The organism is Phaeospirillum tilakii (assembly GCF_042683125.1).
Lineage (GTDB): Bacteria > Pseudomonadota > Alphaproteobacteria > Rhodospirillales > Magnetospirillaceae > Phaeospirillum > Phaeospirillum tilakii.
In genome coordinates this window covers 1-15,414 of sequence record NZ_JBHUIY010000056.1, presented here as the reverse complement: position 1 = coordinate 15,414, position 15,414 = coordinate 1, and the positions used below count along the sequence as shown (strand labels likewise).

At 70.7% G+C, this 15,414-nt stretch carries 15 protein-coding genes; 7 read left to right on the top strand and 8 right to left on the bottom strand.

Annotation, left to right across the window (positions count from 1 at the left end; translation table 11 throughout):
• Nucleotides 1–1,332: DNA primase (gene dnaG / locus ACFSNB_RS17540; protein WP_377318947.1), on the bottom strand; the 1,332-nt coding region annotated here is incomplete at its 3' end.
• A 103-nt stretch (nt 1,333–1,435) separates the two neighbouring features.
• Entirely contained in the window at nt 1,436–1,897 is a 462-nt protein-coding gene (locus tag ACFSNB_RS17535) for a GatB/YqeY domain-containing protein (protein WP_377318945.1), read from the bottom strand.
• A gap of 287 nt (nt 1,898–2,184) precedes the next feature.
• Here ACFSNB_RS17535 and carA point away from each other — a divergent pair, with 287 nt between their 5' ends.
• From carA to greA, 3 genes are all read left to right on the top strand, one after another.
• Nucleotides 2,185–3,390, top strand: coding sequence for a glutamine-hydrolyzing carbamoyl-phosphate synthase small subunit (gene carA / locus ACFSNB_RS17530; RefSeq protein ID WP_417629376.1), 1,206 nt, complete (start codon nt 2,185–2,187; stop codon nt 3,388–3,390).
• A gap of 191 nt (nt 3,391–3,581) precedes the next feature.
• A complete protein-coding gene (gene carB, locus ACFSNB_RS17525; RefSeq protein WP_377318941.1) occupies nt 3,582–6,839 on the top strand; it encodes a carbamoyl-phosphate synthase large subunit in 3,258 nt (1,085 codons plus the stop codon).
• A gap of 68 nt (nt 6,840–6,907) precedes the next feature.
• The gene (gene greA, locus ACFSNB_RS17520) at nt 6,908–7,381 is read left to right on the top strand and encodes a transcription elongation factor GreA (protein WP_377318939.1); all 474 of its coding nucleotides are present in this window, start codon (nt 6,908–6,910) and stop codon (nt 7,379–7,381) included.
• 134 nt (nt 7,382–7,515) lie between these two features.
• Here greA and ACFSNB_RS17515 read toward each other — a convergent pair whose 3' ends face one another.
• The 6 genes from ACFSNB_RS17515 to pip all read right to left on the bottom strand — a co-directional run bounded on the left by ACFSNB_RS17515 (nt 7,516) and on the right by pip (nt 13,052).
• Entirely contained in the window at nt 7,516–8,337 is an 822-nt protein-coding gene (locus ACFSNB_RS17515) for a hypothetical protein (RefSeq protein ID WP_377318937.1), read from the bottom strand.
• A 4-nt stretch (nt 8,338–8,341) separates the two neighbouring features.
• Nucleotides 8,342–9,112 carry a peptidoglycan editing factor PgeF gene (gene pgeF / locus ACFSNB_RS17510; RefSeq protein WP_377318935.1) on the bottom strand — a complete coding sequence of 257 codons (771 nt, stop codon included), beginning with the start codon at nt 9,110–9,112 and terminating at the stop codon, nt 8,342–8,344.
• On the bottom strand, nt 9,109–10,197 hold the full coding sequence (locus tag ACFSNB_RS17505; protein WP_377318933.1) for a class I SAM-dependent methyltransferase: 1,089 nt from the start codon (nt 10,195–10,197) through the stop codon (nt 9,109–9,111). Before ACFSNB_RS17505 ends, pgeF begins: the two co-directional genes overlap by 4 nt.
• Before the next feature lie 31 nt (nt 10,198–10,228).
• Complete coding sequence (lgt, locus tag ACFSNB_RS17500) at nt 10,229–11,029, bottom strand: prolipoprotein diacylglyceryl transferase (protein WP_377318931.1); 801 nt, start codon at nt 11,027–11,029, stop codon at nt 10,229–10,231.
• Complete coding sequence (rfaD, locus tag ACFSNB_RS17495; protein WP_377318929.1) at nt 11,026–12,012, bottom strand: ADP-glyceromanno-heptose 6-epimerase; 987 nt, start codon at nt 12,010–12,012, stop codon at nt 11,026–11,028. The genes lgt and rfaD overlap by 4 nt, the downstream gene beginning before the upstream one ends.
• Nucleotides 12,013–12,107: 95 nt before the next feature.
• The gene (gene pip, locus ACFSNB_RS17490) at nt 12,108–13,052 is read right to left on the bottom strand and encodes a prolyl aminopeptidase (protein ID WP_377318927.1); all 945 of its coding nucleotides are present in this window, start codon (nt 13,050–13,052) and stop codon (nt 12,108–12,110) included.
• A 295-nt stretch (nt 13,053–13,347) separates the two neighbouring features.
• On the opposite strand from pip, the gene ACFSNB_RS17485 reads away from it, so the two are divergent.
• Genes ACFSNB_RS17485 through rlmH form a run of 4 tightly spaced genes read left to right on the top strand, consistent with a single transcriptional unit; the run spans nt 13,348 to nt 15,325 of the window.
• Nucleotides 13,348–13,806: a J domain-containing protein gene (locus tag ACFSNB_RS17485; RefSeq protein ID WP_377318925.1), complete on the top strand. Its 459-nt coding sequence runs from the start codon at nt 13,348–13,350 to the stop codon at nt 13,804–13,806.
• Nucleotides 13,807–13,822: 16 nt separating this feature from the next.
• Complete coding sequence (locus ACFSNB_RS17480; protein ID WP_377318923.1) at nt 13,823–14,464, top strand: nicotinate-nucleotide adenylyltransferase; 642 nt, start codon at nt 13,823–13,825, stop codon at nt 14,462–14,464.
• On the top strand, nt 14,364–14,867 hold the full coding sequence (rsfS, locus tag ACFSNB_RS17475; RefSeq protein WP_377318921.1) for a ribosome silencing factor: 504 nt from the start codon (nt 14,364–14,366) through the stop codon (nt 14,865–14,867). Before ACFSNB_RS17480 ends, rsfS begins: the two co-directional genes overlap by 101 nt.
• On the top strand, nt 14,867–15,325 hold the full coding sequence (gene rlmH, locus ACFSNB_RS17470) for a 23S rRNA (pseudouridine(1915)-N(3))-methyltransferase RlmH (RefSeq protein WP_377318919.1): 459 nt from the start codon (nt 14,867–14,869) through the stop codon (nt 15,323–15,325). Before rsfS ends, rlmH begins: the two co-directional genes overlap by 1 nt.
• Nucleotides 15,326–15,414 lie beyond the last annotated feature (89 nt).

The following is a 15,414-nucleotide window of genomic DNA, read 5'->3' as shown; positions in this document are numbered from 1 at the left end:
GATCGCCAGCGCCCCCTCGGCCGCGCCGGATCGGCCGGGGCGGCAGCGCCCCGCGGCCGGGCGCTGCGGCCGGAACGCCTGCCACATCCGGTCGCGGAAGGCGCGCAGATACTGGATCCGTACCGAATCGTCGGCGATGGTGCCGGCGCGCTCGGTCAGGGCGCGGTCGAGCCCGGCGCGGCGCTCGGGGGTGTCGAGCGGCCGTCCCTCGGTCTCCAGCCGCCACGCCGCCTCGATCAGCGGCTCGGCCTGCTCCAGCACCCGCGCCATCGCCGCCGGGCCCTGGCCGCGCAGCAGCGAATCCGGATCCTCGGGCGCCGGCAGCACGGCGAAGCGCAGCGACTGGCCCGGCTTCAGCAGCGGGAAGGCCCGCTCCAGCGCCCGGGCCATCGCCCGCTGGCCGGCGGCATCGCCGTCGAGGCAGAGGATCGGCTCGGGGGCCAGTCGCCACAGGATCTCGAGCTGGGATTCGGTCAAAGCGGTGCCGAGCGGGGCCACCGCGTGGGGAAAGCCGGCCTGATGCAGCGCGATGACGTCCATGTAGCCCTCGACCGCCACCACCGTGCCGCGCTCGCGGGCGGCGTCGCGGGCCAAAGCGAGGCCGAACAGCACGCCCCCCTTGTGGAACAGCGGGGTCTCGGGCGAGTTGAGATATTTGGGCTGGCCGTCGCCGAGGATGCGGGCGCCGAAGCCGATGACGCGGCCGCGCCGGTCGGTGATCGGGAACATCACCCGGCCGCGGAAATAATCGAAGGCGGCACCGCCGCCCTCGGGCCGGCGCAGCAGGCCGGCTTCGGTCAGCAGGCTTTCCGGCAGGCTGGCGCTCATCAGCGCGCTCCGCAGCGCGTCGCGCGAATCGGGGGCCCAGCCGAGGCGGAAGCGGGCGATGGTGGCGTCGGTCAGGCCGCGCCGCTTGAGATAGGCCAGCCCCTCCGCCCCGCCCGGGCGGCGCAGCTGGGCCTCGAACCAGGCGCAGGCCGCCTCCAGCGCCTCGTGCAGGCCGGCGCGCTGGCGTTCGCGCGCCTGGGCCTCGGGGGTGGGGCGGGGGATCTCCAGCCCGGCCTCGCTTGCCAGCCGCTCGACCGCCTCGGTGAAGCCGAGATTGCCGGCCTGCATCTCGAAGGCGATCACGTCGCCATGGGCGCCGCAGCCGAAGCAGTGATAGAAGCCCTTGTCCTCGTTGACGGTGAAGGACGGGGTCTTCTCGTTGTGGAACGGGCACAGGCCGAGATGCTCGCGCCCCTTGCGGGTCAGCTTGACCCGGCGCCCGACCACCGCCACCAGCGACAGCCGGGTGCGCAGCTCTTCGAGAAAGGAGGGGGGGAACGCCATCGCGCGGATCCGACCATCGGGGCGGGCTGGGGCCGGCGGCCCGGAGCCTTCGTTTTATCCTCTTGACCGGCCGAGCGGGGGCTTTTTCTGCGGCGGCGGCCGGTCAGGCGGCGCCGAGACGGGCCTTGACCGCCGCGCTGGCGCGGGCGAAATCCATCCGTCCGGCATAACGCTCCTTGAGCGCGGCCATGATCCTGCCCATGTCCTTGATACCGGTGGCGCCGAGGTCGGCGATGACGGACCCGATCGCGGCCTCCACCTCGTCGGCGGTCATCTGGCGCGGCAGGAAGCGCTCGATGACGGTGATTTCCTCGGCCTCCTGCTCGGCCAGTTCGAGCCGGCCGCCCTGCTCGTAGAGGACGATGCTTTCGCGCCGCTGCTTGATCATCGACTGGAGCATCTGGAGGATTTCCTCGTCGGGAATCCCGTCGGACAGCCCGCGCGGCCGCGCCGCGATGTCGCGGTCCTTCAGCGCCGCCAGGATCAGCCGCACCGTCGCGACGGTGCGGGTGTCCTTGCCCAGCATCGCCGTCTTCAGGGCGTCGTTCAATTGTCCGCGCAACATCACCGTCTCCCTTCGCCCGCTCCGGTCCCCGCCGTACCGGGAAAGGGCTCACGCTAGCGCAATTCCCCGCCGAAGAAAAGCGCGGCATCCAAAAGACAAACAATTGAAATGGCGTCGCTTTTCCCCCGATGCGCGAAAGCTTGACTTCGCATCGGCCGCTCTTTATAAGCCCCGCAGCCATCTGCCGCCGACCGGGCCCGCCGCGGCCCCCTCCGAACCCCGGGACTTTTGCCTGTCGCGAAATGTCCCGGCGTGCGTCTGCGGCCGCGCCAGACGAAGGAACCGACATGTCCAACCATGACGCCACCGCTCCCCGCACCCCTGCCGCGGGAGACGGTTTCGACGCGCCGCGCCCGCCGGGCGCCACCGGCGCGCTGGTGCTGGCCGACGGCACCGTGTTCTGGGGCCGGGGCATCGGCGCCGCCACCGCCCAGGTCGGCGAGGTGGTGTTCAACACCGCGATGACCGGCTATCAGGAAACCCTGACCGATCCGTCCTATGCCGGCCAGATCATCACCTTCACCTTTCCCCATATCGGCAATGTCGGCACCAACGCCGAGGACATCGAGACCCTGACCCCGGCGGCGCGCGGTCTGATCCTGCGCGCCGACATCACCCCGCCGGCCAACTGGCGCGCCGCCAAGCCGCTGGAAGACTGGCTGGTCAGCCACGGCATCCCCGGCCTCGCCGGTCTCGACACCCGCGCCCTGACCCGGCGCATCCGCGCCAAGGGCGCCCCGGCCGGCGTGGTGGTCCACGCCCCCGACGGCCGGTTCGACCTGCCGGCGCTGGCGGCGCTGGCCCGCGACTGGCCCGGCCTCAAGGGGATGGACCTCGCCCGCGAGGTGACCTGCCGTCAGTCCTACGGCTGGGACGAGAGCGAATGGACCCTGCGCGGCGGCTATGGCCGCCAGGGCGAGCCGCGCTGCCATGTCGTCGCGGTCGATTTCGGCGCCAAGCGCAACATCCTGCGCTGTCTCGCCGCCGCCGGCTGCCGCGTCACCGTGGTGCCGGCCGAATCGACCGCCGAGGACGTGCTGCGCCACCGTCCCGACGGGGTGTTCCTGTCCAACGGCCCGGGCGACCCCGCCGCCACCGGCGCCTATGCCGTGCCGATGATCCAGGGGGTGCTCGAATCCGGCCTGCCGCTGTTCGGGATCTGCCTCGGCCATCAGATGCTGGCGCTGGCGCTGGGGGCCAAGACCTTCAAGATGGACACCGGCCATCGCGGCGCCAACCATCCGGTCAAGGACCTCGAAACCGGCAAGGTCGAGATCACCAGCCAGAATCACGGCTTCGTCGTCGACGAGGCCAGCCTGCCGGCCGGGGTCGCCGTCACCCACCGCTCGCTGTTCGACGGCTCGGTCGAGGGGATCGCCGTCGCCGGCCGCCCGGTGTTCTCGGTGCAGTACCACCCCGAAGCGAGCCCTGGCCCGCAGGATTCCCATTACCTGTTCCAGCGTTTCGTCGATAAGATCGCCGCCGCGAAATAAAGTCCGTCCTGCAGGGGCGCGCACCGGGCCGGTCGGGCCGGGCGCGTGCCCCGGGGCGGCGCGCGCCACCGGCCCGGCCGGCTTGGCGCCGCACCGCCCCGCGATGAGTTCCAGAGCCTTCCCCGGTCGCTTCGGATCGCGGAAGGCTCTGGTTTATGCCTGACCGAGAAAAGTCCCGGGAACCCGCCGTCATGCCCAAACGCACAGACATCCGCTCCATCCTCATCATCGGCGCCGGCCCGATCGTCATCGGTCAGGCCTGCGAATTCGATTATTCCGGCGTTCAGGCCTGCAAGGCGCTGAAGGAGGAGGGCTACCGGGTCATCCTGGTCAATTCCAACCCGGCGACGATCATGACCGATCCCGGGCTGGCCGACGCCACCTACATCGAGCCGATCACCCCCGATTTCGTCGCCCGCATCATCGAGAAGGAGCGCCCCGACGCGCTGCTGCCGACGATGGGCGGCCAGACCGCGCTCAACACCGCGATGAAGCTGGCCGACATGGGCGTGCTGGAGAAGTTCGGGGTCGAGATGATCGCCGCCAAGCGCGACGTGATCGCCAAGGCCGAGGACCGGCTGCTGTTCCGCGAGGCGATGGACAAGATCGGCCTCGACAGCCCGCGCTCGCGGCTGGTCCGCTCGCTGGCCGAGGCGCGCGAGGCGCTGTCCGAGGTCGGGCTGCCGGCGATCATCCGCCCGAGCTTCACCCTGGCCGGCACCGGCGGCGGCATCGCCTACAATGTCGCCGAGTACGAGCAGATCGTCGCCGGCGGCCTTGCCGCCAGCCCGGTCCACGAGGTGCTGGTCGAGGAATCCGTGCTCGGCTGGAAAGAGTACGAGATGGAGGTGGTGCGCGACCGCAAGGACAATTGCATCATCATCTGCTCGATCGAGAACGTCGATCCGATGGGGGTGCATACCGGCGATTCGATCACCGTCGCCCCGGCGCTGACGCTGACCGACAAGGAATACCAGATCATGCGCAACGCCTCGATCGCGGTGCTGCGCGAGATCGGGGTCGATACCGGCGGGTCGAACGTCCAGTTCGCGGTCAATCCGAAGGACGGCCGGATGACGGTGATCGAGATGAATCCGCGCGTGTCGCGCTCCTCGGCGCTGGCCTCGAAGGCCACCGGCTTCCCGATCGCCAAGGTCGCGGCCAAGCTGGCGGTCGGCTACACCCTCGACGAGCTGGCCAACGACATCACCGGGGTGACTCCGGCCTCGTTCGAGCCGACCATCGATTACGTCGTCACCAAGATTCCGCGCTTCACCTTCGAGAAGTTCCCCGGCGCCGACCCCAACCTGACCACCTCGATGAAGTCGGTCGGCGAGGCGATGGCGATCGGCCGCACCTTCCAGGAATCGCTCCAGAAGGGCCTGCGCTCGATGGAGACCGGCCTGACCGGCCTCGACGAGGTCGAGATCCCCGGCACCAATGCCAGCGACATGAAGGACGCGGTCAAGAAGGCGCTGGCCCAGCCGCGCCATGACCGCATCCTGGTGATCGCCCAGGCCTTCCGCCTCGGCCTGACGGTCGAGGAAGTCCAGGCGATCTGTTTCTACGATCGCTGGTTCCTCAACCAGATCAAGGGCATCGTCGATGCCGAGGAAGAGGTCCGCGCCCAGGGGCTGCCGATCGACGCCCCCGGCCTGCTGCGCCTCAAGAAGATGGGCTTCTCCGACCAGCGGCTGGCCAAGCTGTCGGGCAAGACCCTGACCGAGACCGCCTTCCGCCGCGACGTGTTCAACGTCAAGCCGGTCTACAAGCGGATCGACACCTGCGCCGCCGAATTCCCCTCCTCGACCGCCTACATGTATTCCTGCTACGAGGGCGACGGGCTCAACCCGCCCGAATGCGAGGCCGAGCCCAGCGACCGCGACAAGGTGGTGATCCTCGGCGGCGGTCCCAACCGGATCGGCCAGGGCATCGAGTTCGATTATTGCTGCGTTCATGCCGCCTATGCGCTGGAGGAATCCGGCCGCGAGACGATCATGGTCAACTGCAACCCGGAAACCGTCTCGACCGATTACGACACCTCGGACCGGCTCTATTTCGAGCCGCTGACCGCCGAGACGGTGGTCGATCTGGTCAAGGTCGAGCAGCGCAAGGGCAAGGTGCTCGGCTGCATCGTCCAGTTCGGCGGCCAGACCCCGCTGAAGCTGGCCCACGCCCTCGAAAACGCCGGGATCCCGATCCTCGGCACCAGCCCGGATTCGATCGACCTCGCCGAGGACCGCGAACGCTTCCAGCATCTGCTCCAGCAGCTCGGCCTGCGCCAGCCGGCCAACGGCACCGCCCGCTCGCTGGAAGAGGCCAAGGCGGTGGCCGCGCGGATCGGCTACCCGGTGGTGATCCGGCCGAGCTTCGTCCTCGGCGGCCGGGCGATGCAGATCGTCTATGACGACGAGGCGCTCGAACGCTACATGCGCGAGGCGGTGGTGGTGTCGGGCAGCGACCCGGTGCTGATCGATTTCTACCTGAAGGACGCGATCGAGATCGACGTCGACGCCCTGTGCGACGGCGAGCAGGTCTATGTCGCCGGCATCATGCAGCACATCGAGGAGGCCGGGATCCATTCCGGCGATTCCGCCTGCTCGCTGCCGCCTTATTCGCTCGACGAGACCATCATCGCCGAACTGGAGCGGCAGACCATCGCCCTGGCCAAGGCGCTCCAGGTGGTCGGGCTGATGAACGTCCAGTACGCGGTCAAGGACGGCACCGTCTACATCCTCGAGGTCAATCCGCGCGCCAGCCGCACCGTGCCCTTCGTCGCCAAGGCCACCGGGGTGCCGATCGCCAAGATCGCGGCGCGGGTGATGGCCGGCGAGAAGCTGGCTTCGTTCGGCCTGACCACCCGGCCGACGATGAAGCATGTCGCGGTCAAGGAAGCGGTGTTCCCGTTCGCCCGCTTCCCCGGCGTCGACATCCTGCTCGGGCCGGAAATGAAATCGACCGGCGAGGTGATGGGGATCGATTCCGATTTCGCCCGCGCCTTCGCCAAGAGCCAGCTCGGCGCCGGCACCACCCTGCCGCTCGAAGGCGGGGTGTTCCTGTCGGTCAAGGAGGGCGACAAGCCGGCGATGGTCGCCATCGCCCGCCGCCTGCTCGGGATGGGCTTCAAGGTGATGGCCACCGACGGCACCGCCCGCTATCTGCGCGAGCACGGCATCCCCGAGGTCGGCGTGCTCAACAAGGTGCTGGAAGGCCGGCCCCATTGCGTCGATGCGATGATGAACGGTCAGATCCATCTGGTGGTCAACACCACCGAGGGCAGTCAGGCGGTCAAGGACAGCTTTTCGATCCGCCACACCGCGCTGACCCGCAACATCCCGCACTATACGACGGTGGCCGGGGCTCGCGCCGCGGTGGAGGCGATCGAGGCGTTGCGCCGCGGCACCCTTGATGTGGCGCCGTTGCAGTCGTATTTTGATCCTTCGTTCTAAAGAGCGGCAAGAGGGGCGGCGGCCGATCGGCCTGCCGCCCGGTGGTTCCGTTTGACCGGGGTTTCTTGATGGAAAAAATCCCAATGACTCCTGCCGGACTGGCCCAGCTGGAGGATGAGCTGAGAACGCTCAAATCGATCGAGCGGCCGGCGGTGATCCGCGCGATCGCCGAGGCGCGCGAGCATGGCGACCTGTCCGAAAACGCCGAATATCACGCGGCGCGCGAACGGCAGAGCTTCATCGAGGGCCGGGTGGTCGAACTCGAGGACATCATCTCCCGCGCCCAGGTGATCGATGCCTCGACCCTGTCGGGGGATCAGGTCCGCTTCGGTGCCACCGTCACCCTCGCCGACGAGGATTCCGACGACGAGGTGGCCTACACCATCGTCGGTGCCCACGAGGCCGACATCAAATCCGGGCGGATGTCGGTTCACTCGCCGCTCGCTCGCGCCCTGATCGGCAAGCATGTCGGCGAATCCGTCGAGGTCACCACCCCCGGCGGCTCGAAATCCTACGAGATCGTCAACGTTCGGTTCGGCTGAACGCTAGAGCGGATCGCGGAAGGATCGCAAGATCCTGGAGCGTGAATCCGCTCTAGAATCAAAGTGCTCTAGGCCAAGGGGCGCGCCCCTTGGCGAACCCGCGGAGGGGCGGTCGCCCCTCCACCCCCTCGAGTCTAGCGCCGGGCTTTGCGCAGCACGTCGAGCACGCCCTCGACTCCGCCGGCCGCGATGTCGTCGGCCAGGCTGCCCCATGGGCGGTCGAGCCGGCCATGCGGCACCGCGCCCTGTTGGCTGGCCTGACCGAGTTCGTGGTCGGCGGTGTCGCTGAGTCGCCAGACCAAGGCGAGGCGGTCGCCGTCCGGCAGAGGGGTGACCACGCTTTGCACCCGCAGCGTCAGATCGGCGGGGGTATCTCCCTCGACCAGGGTCAGGCCGCTGTCGGCCAGCCGACGCCGCATCGCCGCCGCCAGCGCGGCATCGCCGTCGCCGGGCAGGCCCGTCGGCGGGATCAGGCGCAGGCGGGGGCCGGGCGGGGCGGCGGCCGGTTCTGGCGGCGGGGTTTCGTCGAGCGCCGGCAGCAGGGCGGTGACCAGTTCGGCGGCGAGGCCATCGGTCAGCGCCGGGGTGGCGGCGGTCCAGGCGGCGGCGGGCAAGCTGCGGGTCAGGTCGAACGGGGGCCGGTCGCCGCGTGACAGGCGCCAATGCAGCCGCACCGTGCCGTCGCGGCTTTCGCTGTCGGCGGCGAGGGTCCAGGCGGACTCGCCCGGCAGGGGGCGGGTCGAGGCCGGGATCTCGGCTTCCAGCAGGGCGCGGACCACCGCCGCCGCCAGCGCCGGGCCGGGGCCGGGTCCGGCCGGCGGCACCACCACCACCGCCCGCGCCGCCTGCGGGCGCGGGGCCTCCGGGCTGCCGTCATGGCGGAACGGTTGCGGCAGGTCGCCGCAGCCGGCCAGCAGCAGGGCGGCCAGCGTCACTCCGGCCGGCAGAACTCGCACCGTCTCAGCCTTCCAGCAGGATCGCCGACATTTGCCGGCCGTAATCGGCCTCGCCGCGCTGGCTGCCGCGCCGGTAGCTGAAGAAGCGGGCCTCGTCGCGGTAGGTGTCGGCCGGCACCCGGGTCACCTCGGTGACGCCGGCGCGGGCCAGCCGGCGCGAGACATAGCCGGGCAGGTCGAACAGGTAGCGTCCCTCGGTGAAGGGCGAGGGGGCGAAGAAATCGGCGTTGATCAGGTCCTGATCGACGAACGGCTCGGGGAAGTCGCGGCCGACCTCGTAGCTGCGATGGCCGATGCAGGGGCCGATCGCCGCCAGGATCGAATCCGGCCGGGCGCCGAGGGCGACCATCGCCGCCACGGTGGCGTCGAGCACGCCGCCGAGCGCGCCGCGCCAGCCGGCATGGGCGGCGCCGATCACCCGGGCGCGCGGATCGGCCAGCAGCACCGGGGCGCAATCGGCGGTGAGGATGCCGAGCACCAGTCCGGGCCGGTCGGTCACCATCGCGTCGGCCTTGGGCGGATCGGCCGGGTCCCAGGGTTCGCGCACCGTCACCACCTCGGCGCTGTGGATCTGGGACAGGGTGCACAAGGCTGCGGCCGGCTGGTCGAGCATCGCCATCGCCCGCGCCCGGTTGGCGGCCACCGCCGCCGGATCGTCACCCGAACCCGGGCCGCAATTGAGCGAGGCGTAGATCCCGGTCGAGACCCCGCCTTCGCGGGTGAAAAAGGCGTGCCGCAGGCACGAAACCTCGTTGAACAGCGACAAAGTGATCATGCGGGGGAGGATCCTTGCGGCTCCAGGCCGGGGAGCCGGGGCAAAGACGGGGAGGCGAGGGCCAGAACGTGGAACAGGGTGCCCATTTCGCCCGGATCGATCAAGCGCCGCGCGCCGCTGGCCAGCAAGGCCGCCTGCTCCGCCGTCGCCCCCCGCATCAGCATCGTCACCCGTTCCTCGATTCCCATCCGCGACAGGAACACGCCCTGCGGCACCGGCCCCTCGGCCCGGGCCCCGGCGGCGGTGGCGGCGGCGGCGAGGCGGGCGAAATCGACATGGGCGGTCAGGTCGGCCAGACCGGGATCGTCCAGCACCGAGTGATAGCGGTGGCGCCGCACCGCCTGGAGGGTCTCGCCCACTCCCGACAGAGGCGGGCCGTAATCGACGATCAGGGCGGCGCCGCCGGCCTCGGCCAGCCGTCGCCCCAGCGTCGCCGCCAGCGCCTCGCCCGCCTCGCCGCGCTCGACGATGGTGCCGTCGGGGGCCTCGGCCGGCAGATCGGGCCGGGTCACCACCGCCCCGGTCAGGAAGCAGAACCGGCCGTCGCCATCGAGCCCGACCAGCCGGTCGCGCCACACCGCGCCGTCGCGGACGAACTGGCGGATCGGCAGGGCGTCGAACAATTCGTTGGCGACCAGCAGCAGCGGCCCGGCCGGCAGCTGGCCGACCCGTTCGACCCAGGCCACGCTCTCGCCGGCCAGGGTCTGGCGCTGGCGGTTGCGCAGCGCCGGGCTGGTCTCGACCAGCACCACCTCGAGGGCGCGGAAGAATTCGGGGCGGATCCGCGCCGTGCGCAGCAGGTCGGCCATCAGGGTGCCGCGGCCCGGCCCAATCTCGGCCAGCACCACCCGGCGCGGCGATCCCATCGCCTGCCACGCCAGCAGGCACCACAGCCCGATCAGTTCGCCGAAGATCTGGCTGATCTCGGGGGCAGTGGTGAAGTCGCCGCCCAGCCCGAACGGGTCGCGGCCGGTGTAATAGCCCAGTTCGGGGTGATAGAGCGCGGTGGCCATGTATTCCGCCACCGGAATCGGCCCGTGGCGGTGGATGCGTTCGGCGAGGATCCCGGCCACCGTTGCGCTCATCGCCCCCTCCCTCCCGTGCGGGGCCGGCGGTTCAGGCCGTCTTGCCGCGATAGGCGGCCCAGACCAGCCCGGCCCCGACCAGCACCAGCGGCACCGACAGCAATTGCCCCATGGTGAACCCGGCCCACAGGAAGCCGAGATGGGCGTCGGGCTGGCGGAACACCTCGCCCGCCATCCGGGCCAGACCATAGCCGGCCAGGAACACCCCCGACAGCGCGCCGGGGCGGTGCCGCAGCCCGGTGAAGCGCCACAGCAGGAACAGCAGCAGCCCGAGCGCGGCCCCCTCCAGTCCGGCCTGATAAAGCTGGCTGGGATGGCGCGGCTCCGGCCCGCCGCCCGGGAACACCATCGCCCAGGGCAGATCGGGCGGGGCGACCCGGCCGTACAGCTCGCCATTGACGAAATTGGCGATGCGGCCGAAGAACTGGCCGATCGGCTCGGCGCAACAGATCACGTCGCCGATCAGGAACAGATTGCGGCCGCGCCGGCGGGCAAACAGGATGATCGCCAGAATCACCCCGAGCGCGCCGCCATGGAACGACATGCCGCCGTGCCACAATTGCGGGATCTCCAGCGGGTGCTGGAAAAAATAGGCCGGCTTGTAGAACAGCACGTAGCCGAGCCGGCCGCCGAGGATCACCCCGAGGGTGGCCCAGGCGAGGAAATCATCGACCTCCTCGCCGGTCATCGCGTTGGGGGGGCGGGCGGCGAGGGCGCGGACATAGCGCCAGCCCAGCACCAGACCGGAAATGTAGGCCAGGGCGTACCAGCGCAAGGCGAAGGGTCCTAGATGCAGGGCGACCGGGTCGATGTCGGGGTAGGGCAGGCTCATCGGTAGCGGTCCGCCGCGGCGAGGTACTGCTTGACGTAGGTCTCGACCCCGGTCTCCAGGCTGGTGAAGGGGCGGTCATAGCCGGCGGCGCGCAGGCGATCGACCCGGGCCTCGGTGAAATACTGGTACTTGTCGCGGATCTCGATCGGGGTGTCGCGGAACTTGATCAGCGGCTCGCGCCCGACCGCGCGGTAGACCGCGGTGGCGAGGTCGAGGAACGACCGCGCCTTGCCGGTGCCGACGTTGAACAGGCCGTTGACGTGGGGATTGTCGAACGCCCACATCGCCACGTCGACCACGTCGCCGATCCAGATGAAGTCGCGCAGCTGGCCGCCGTCCGGATATTTCGGATGGTGCGAGCGGAACAGCTGATAGGCGGCCCCGGCGGCGGCGTGGGGGTAGATCTGCGCCACCACGCTCTGCTGGGTGCCCTTGTGATATTCGTTGGGGCCGTAGACGTTGAAGAATTTCAGCCCGACCCATTGCGGCGGCAGGCGCGATCCGACCGAGAGCTTGCGGGCGACGCGGCGGTCGAACAGGTGCTTCGACCAGCCATAGGCGTTGAGCGGCTGGAGCTTGGCGAGATGCTCGATCGAGCATTCGTCGTCGAAGCCCTGGCTGCCGTCGCCGTAGGTCGCCGCCGACGAGGCGTAGATCAGGCGGACGTTGTTGTTGGCGCACCATTTCCACAGCGCCAGCGTCAGCGAGAAATTGTTGGCGACGATCTTGTCGGCGTCGGTCTCGGTCGTCGCCGAGATCGCCCCCATGTGGAACACCGCCTCGAGGGTCTTGCGGTTGGCTTCGAGGAAATCGAACAGCTGTTCCGGATGAACGATGTCGGCCAGTTCGCGCTTGGCGATGTTGTGCCATTTGGTGCCGGTGCGCAGGCGGTCGCAGGCGACCAGCTTGCCGGCATGGCGCTGTTCGAGCGCGGCCAGGATGTTCGATCCGATGAAGCCGGCGCCGCCGGTGACAAGAATCATCGCACGCTCTCCGAGCTTGGATCCTACCGTGGTTATAGGCGCACCGCCCAATCCGCCGCAAGCGGCGGAACCGTGACGGCGGTCCGGACCGGGCCTCAGCCGCCCGTCACCGCCGCCTTGATCCGTTCCACCGCCTCGACCAGCGCCGCGCGCAGCGGCGGCTCCATCGCGGCGTGGCCGGCGTCGGGCACCATCCGCAGCAGCGCCCCCGGCCAGGCGCGGGCCAGGGCGAAGGCGGTGTGGGGCGGACAGATCACGTCATAGCGGCCCTGGACGATGATCGCCGGCAGGTGCCGGATCGCCGCCATCCCGTTCAGCAGCTGGCCGGGGGCGAGGAAGCCCTGATGGGCCATGTAATGGGCCTCGATCCGGGCCAGGGCCAGACCGGAGGGGCCGACCGGACCGGGCTCCTCGGCCAGCGGCAGCAGGCGGGCGCAGGCCTCCTCGTAGGCGCACCACGCCCGCGCCGCCGGCAGATGGATCGCCGGATCGGGATGGTTGAGCCGGCGGCGCCATGCCGTCAGCCCCTCCTCGCGCTCCTCGGGCGGCAGGAAGGTGGCGAAGCGGCGGCCGGCCTCGGGGAAGAACCGCCCCATCCCGGTCAGGAACCAGTCGATCTCGGCGGCGGAGAACAGGAACACCCCGCGCAGCACGAAGCCGAGGCAGCGGGTCGGATGGGCCTGACCGTAGGCCAGCGCCAGGGTGCTGCCCCACGACCCGCCGAACAGCAGCCAGCGTTCGATGCCGAGATGGCGGCGCAGCCGTTCGAAATCGGCGATCAGGTCGGCGGTGGTGTTGGCCTCGACCGAGGCCGCCGGGCGCGACTGGCCGCAGCCGCGCTGATCGACCAGCAGGATCCGCCAGAAGCCCGGGTCGAAGAAGCGGCGATAGGCCGGCTGGGTGCCGGCGCCGGGACCGCCATGGACGAACAGCACCACCGGGCCGGTCGGGTTGCCCGACAGTTCCCAATGGATCTCGTGCCCGTCGCCCACCGGCAGCCAGCCGGACTCGCGGGATTCGATCGGCGGGAACAGTTCCATCACGCCTCGGCGGAAAAGACGGGCTGCATCGTTTGCCGACTATGACACGATCGGCCGGGGCGGGCCAGACGGCAGCGGGACCGCCTGGCCTCCGCACGAGAGGCTGGAGAAGGCGTCCGTCCCCAGGCATACTCCCCCGATTGTTCTGCCTTTGCCGTTCCGTCCGAGGATCCATGCCGGCCGTCCGTTTTCCCGCCGTTGTCCCGATCACCGATGCCCGCGCGGGCGGGGTGGTCCCGCCCGGCGCCGGTTCGGCCGGGCGGAGTCCGTCGCCGCGCCACCGTGGATCGGGTCGATGGCATCCTGGCTGATCCTCGGCGGCGGCACCCTGCTGCTGCTGGTCGGGCTGGGCTGGCTCGGCCGCACCGCGCCCGGCCGGGTGCGTTCGGTGCTGCTCGGCCTTGCCTGGCTGCTGCTGGCGGCGGTGGGGGTGGTGCTGCTGCTGACCGGCCGGGTGGCCGGGCTGGCGGCGCTGCTGGTCGGGCTGTCGCCCTGGCTGGCCCGGGCGCTGCGGCTGCCGCAATTGTGGCGCCTGCTGCGCGACGGCGCCCCGGCCGCCGCCCCGCCGCCGGGCGGGATGCAGGCGATGAGCCGGGCCCAGGCCTATGCGGTGCTGGGGCTGGCCCCCGGCGCCACCCCGGCCCAGGTCCGCGCCGCCCACCGCCGGCTGATCCGCGCCAACCATCCCGACCGGGGCGGTTCGACCTGGATCGCCGCCCAGCTCAATCAGGCCCGCGACCTGCTGCTGCGCTAGCGCCCGAGTCCCGCCGATGCCCGTGCCCCCGCCGCCATCCGCCGTTCCGCCGCTGCCGCCCAATCCGTGGGGCGACCGCCGCCGTCTGCGCGTCGGCCTGTTGGGCGGCTCGTTCAATCCGGCCCATGACGGCCACCGCCACATCGCCCTGCTGGCGTTGCGCCGGCTCGGGCTCGATCAGGTCTGGCTGCTGGTCAGCCCGCAGAATCCGCTGAAATCGCCGGCCGAGACCCCGCCGCAGCCGGTGCGGATCGCCTCGGCCCGGGCGATCGCCGGCCGCCATCCCGGGCTGCGGGTCAGCGGGGTCGAGGCCCGGCTCGGCACCCGCTATACCGCCGACACCCTGGTGGCCCTGACCCGGCGGTTCCCCCGCACCCGCTTCGTCTGGCTGATGGGGGCGGACAATCTGGCCCAGATCGACCGCTGGGCCCGCTGGGGCACGATCTTTCGCACCGTTCCGGTTGCGATTTTCGCCCGCGGTCCCTATTCTCAACGGGCGCTGGCCGCCAAGGCGGCGCGACGCTTCGCGCCGTTCCGCCTTGCCGCCGGCGCGGCCCATGCCCTGGCGGCCACCCGGCCCCCCGCATGGGTCTATCTGTCGATCCGACGCCACCCCGCCTCCTCCACCGCCCTGCGCGCGGCGCGGGGCGTTTCCTGATCCCGCCCAGCCACAGGAGCCCGCCATTTCCCAGCCGCTTCGTTCCGTTTCCCCGGAGGAAACCAGCCCCGCCCCGCTGCTTGCCCTGATCACCGCCGCGCTCGAGGATCTCAAGGCCGAGGACATCGTCACCTTCGACCTGCGCGGCCGCACCGCACTGGCCGACGGGATGGTGATCGCCTCCGGCCGTTCGGCCCGTCAGGTCGGGGCGATGGCCGACCGGGTCGAACGCGCCCTGCGTCAGGCCGGCCAGCCGGTGTCGGTCGAGGGCCTGCCCCAGGCCGACTGGGTGCTGGTCGATGGCGGCGACGTGATCGTTCATCTGTTCCGCCCCGAGGTCCGCACCTTCTACAATCTCGAGAAGATCTGGGCCCGGCCCGAGCCGGTGGCGCCGGAGGCCTGATGCGGCTGACCCTGGCGGCGGTCGGCCGCGCCCGTCCCGGGCCGGAAACCGACCTGTTCCGCCACTATGCCCGCCGCCTGACCCCGGCCCTGACCCTGCGCGAGGTCGAGGAACGCCGCCCGCTGCCGACCGATCGGCTCAAGGCGCGCGAGGCCGAGCTGCTGCTCGGCTGCGTTCCGGCCGGGGCGATCGCGGTCGCCCTCGACGAACACGGCCGCCAACTCGAGTCGCGCGCCTTCGCCGCCCGGCTGCAAGGCTGGCGCGACGGCGGCGCCCCCGAACTGGTGCTGCTGATCGGCGGCGCCGACGGCCACGGCGCGGCGGTGCGCGACCGCGCCGATTTGCTGCTGTCGCTGGGGGCGATGACCTGGCCGCACATGCTGGTGCGGGCCCTGGTGGCCGAGCAATTGTACCGGGCCCAGGCGATCCTGGCCGGCCACCCCTACCACCGCGACTGATCGACTCCCTTGTTGGGCACTCGCCCACCCCCCCCCCTTTGTTTTTATTGATAAAAACAGGGGAGGTCCGGAGGCGCCCGCCTCCGGGC

Bases quoted from the DNA above. Each gene is read 5' to 3' on its own strand.
- rsfS (WP_377318921.1), top strand. From the start codon at position 14,364: ATGCCCTGGCGGCCACCCGGCCCCCCGCATGGGTCTATCTGTCGATCC.
- rlmH (WP_377318919.1), top strand. From the start codon at position 14,867: ATGCGGCTGACCCTGGCGGCGGTCGGCCGCGCCCGTCCCGGGCCGGAA.
- ACFSNB_RS17485 (WP_377318925.1), top strand. From the start codon at position 13,348: ATGGCATCCTGGCTGATCCTCGGCGGCGGCACCCTGCTGCTGCTGGTC.
- pgeF (WP_377318935.1), bottom strand. From the start codon at position 9,112: ATGATCACTTTGTCGCTGTTCAACGAGGTTTCGTGCCTGCGGCACGCC.
- greA (WP_377318939.1), top strand. From the start codon at position 6,908: ATGGAAAAAATCCCAATGACTCCTGCCGGACTGGCCCAGCTGGAGGAT.
- ACFSNB_RS17505 (WP_377318933.1), bottom strand. From the start codon at position 10,197: ATGAGCGCAACGGTGGCCGGGATCCTCGCCGAACGCATCCACCGCCAC.
- lgt (WP_377318931.1), bottom strand. From the start codon at position 11,029: ATGAGCCTGCCCTACCCCGACATCGACCCGGTCGCCCTGCATCTAGGA.
- rfaD (WP_377318929.1), bottom strand. From the start codon at position 12,012: ATGATTCTTGTCACCGGCGGCGCCGGCTTCATCGGATCGAACATCCTG.
- ACFSNB_RS17535 (WP_377318945.1), bottom strand. From the start codon at position 1,897: ATGTTGCGCGGACAATTGAACGACGCCCTGAAGACGGCGATGCTGGGC.
- ACFSNB_RS17480 (WP_377318923.1), top strand. From the start codon at position 13,823: ATGCCCGTGCCCCCGCCGCCATCCGCCGTTCCGCCGCTGCCGCCCAAT.
- carB (WP_377318941.1), top strand. From the start codon at position 3,582: ATGCCCAAACGCACAGACATCCGCTCCATCCTCATCATCGGCGCCGGC.
- carA (WP_417629376.1), top strand. From the start codon at position 2,185: ATGTCCAACCATGACGCCACCGCTCCCCGCACCCCTGCCGCGGGAGAC.
- pip (WP_377318927.1), bottom strand. From the start codon at position 13,052: ATGGAACTGTTCCCGCCGATCGAATCCCGCGAGTCCGGCTGGCTGCCG.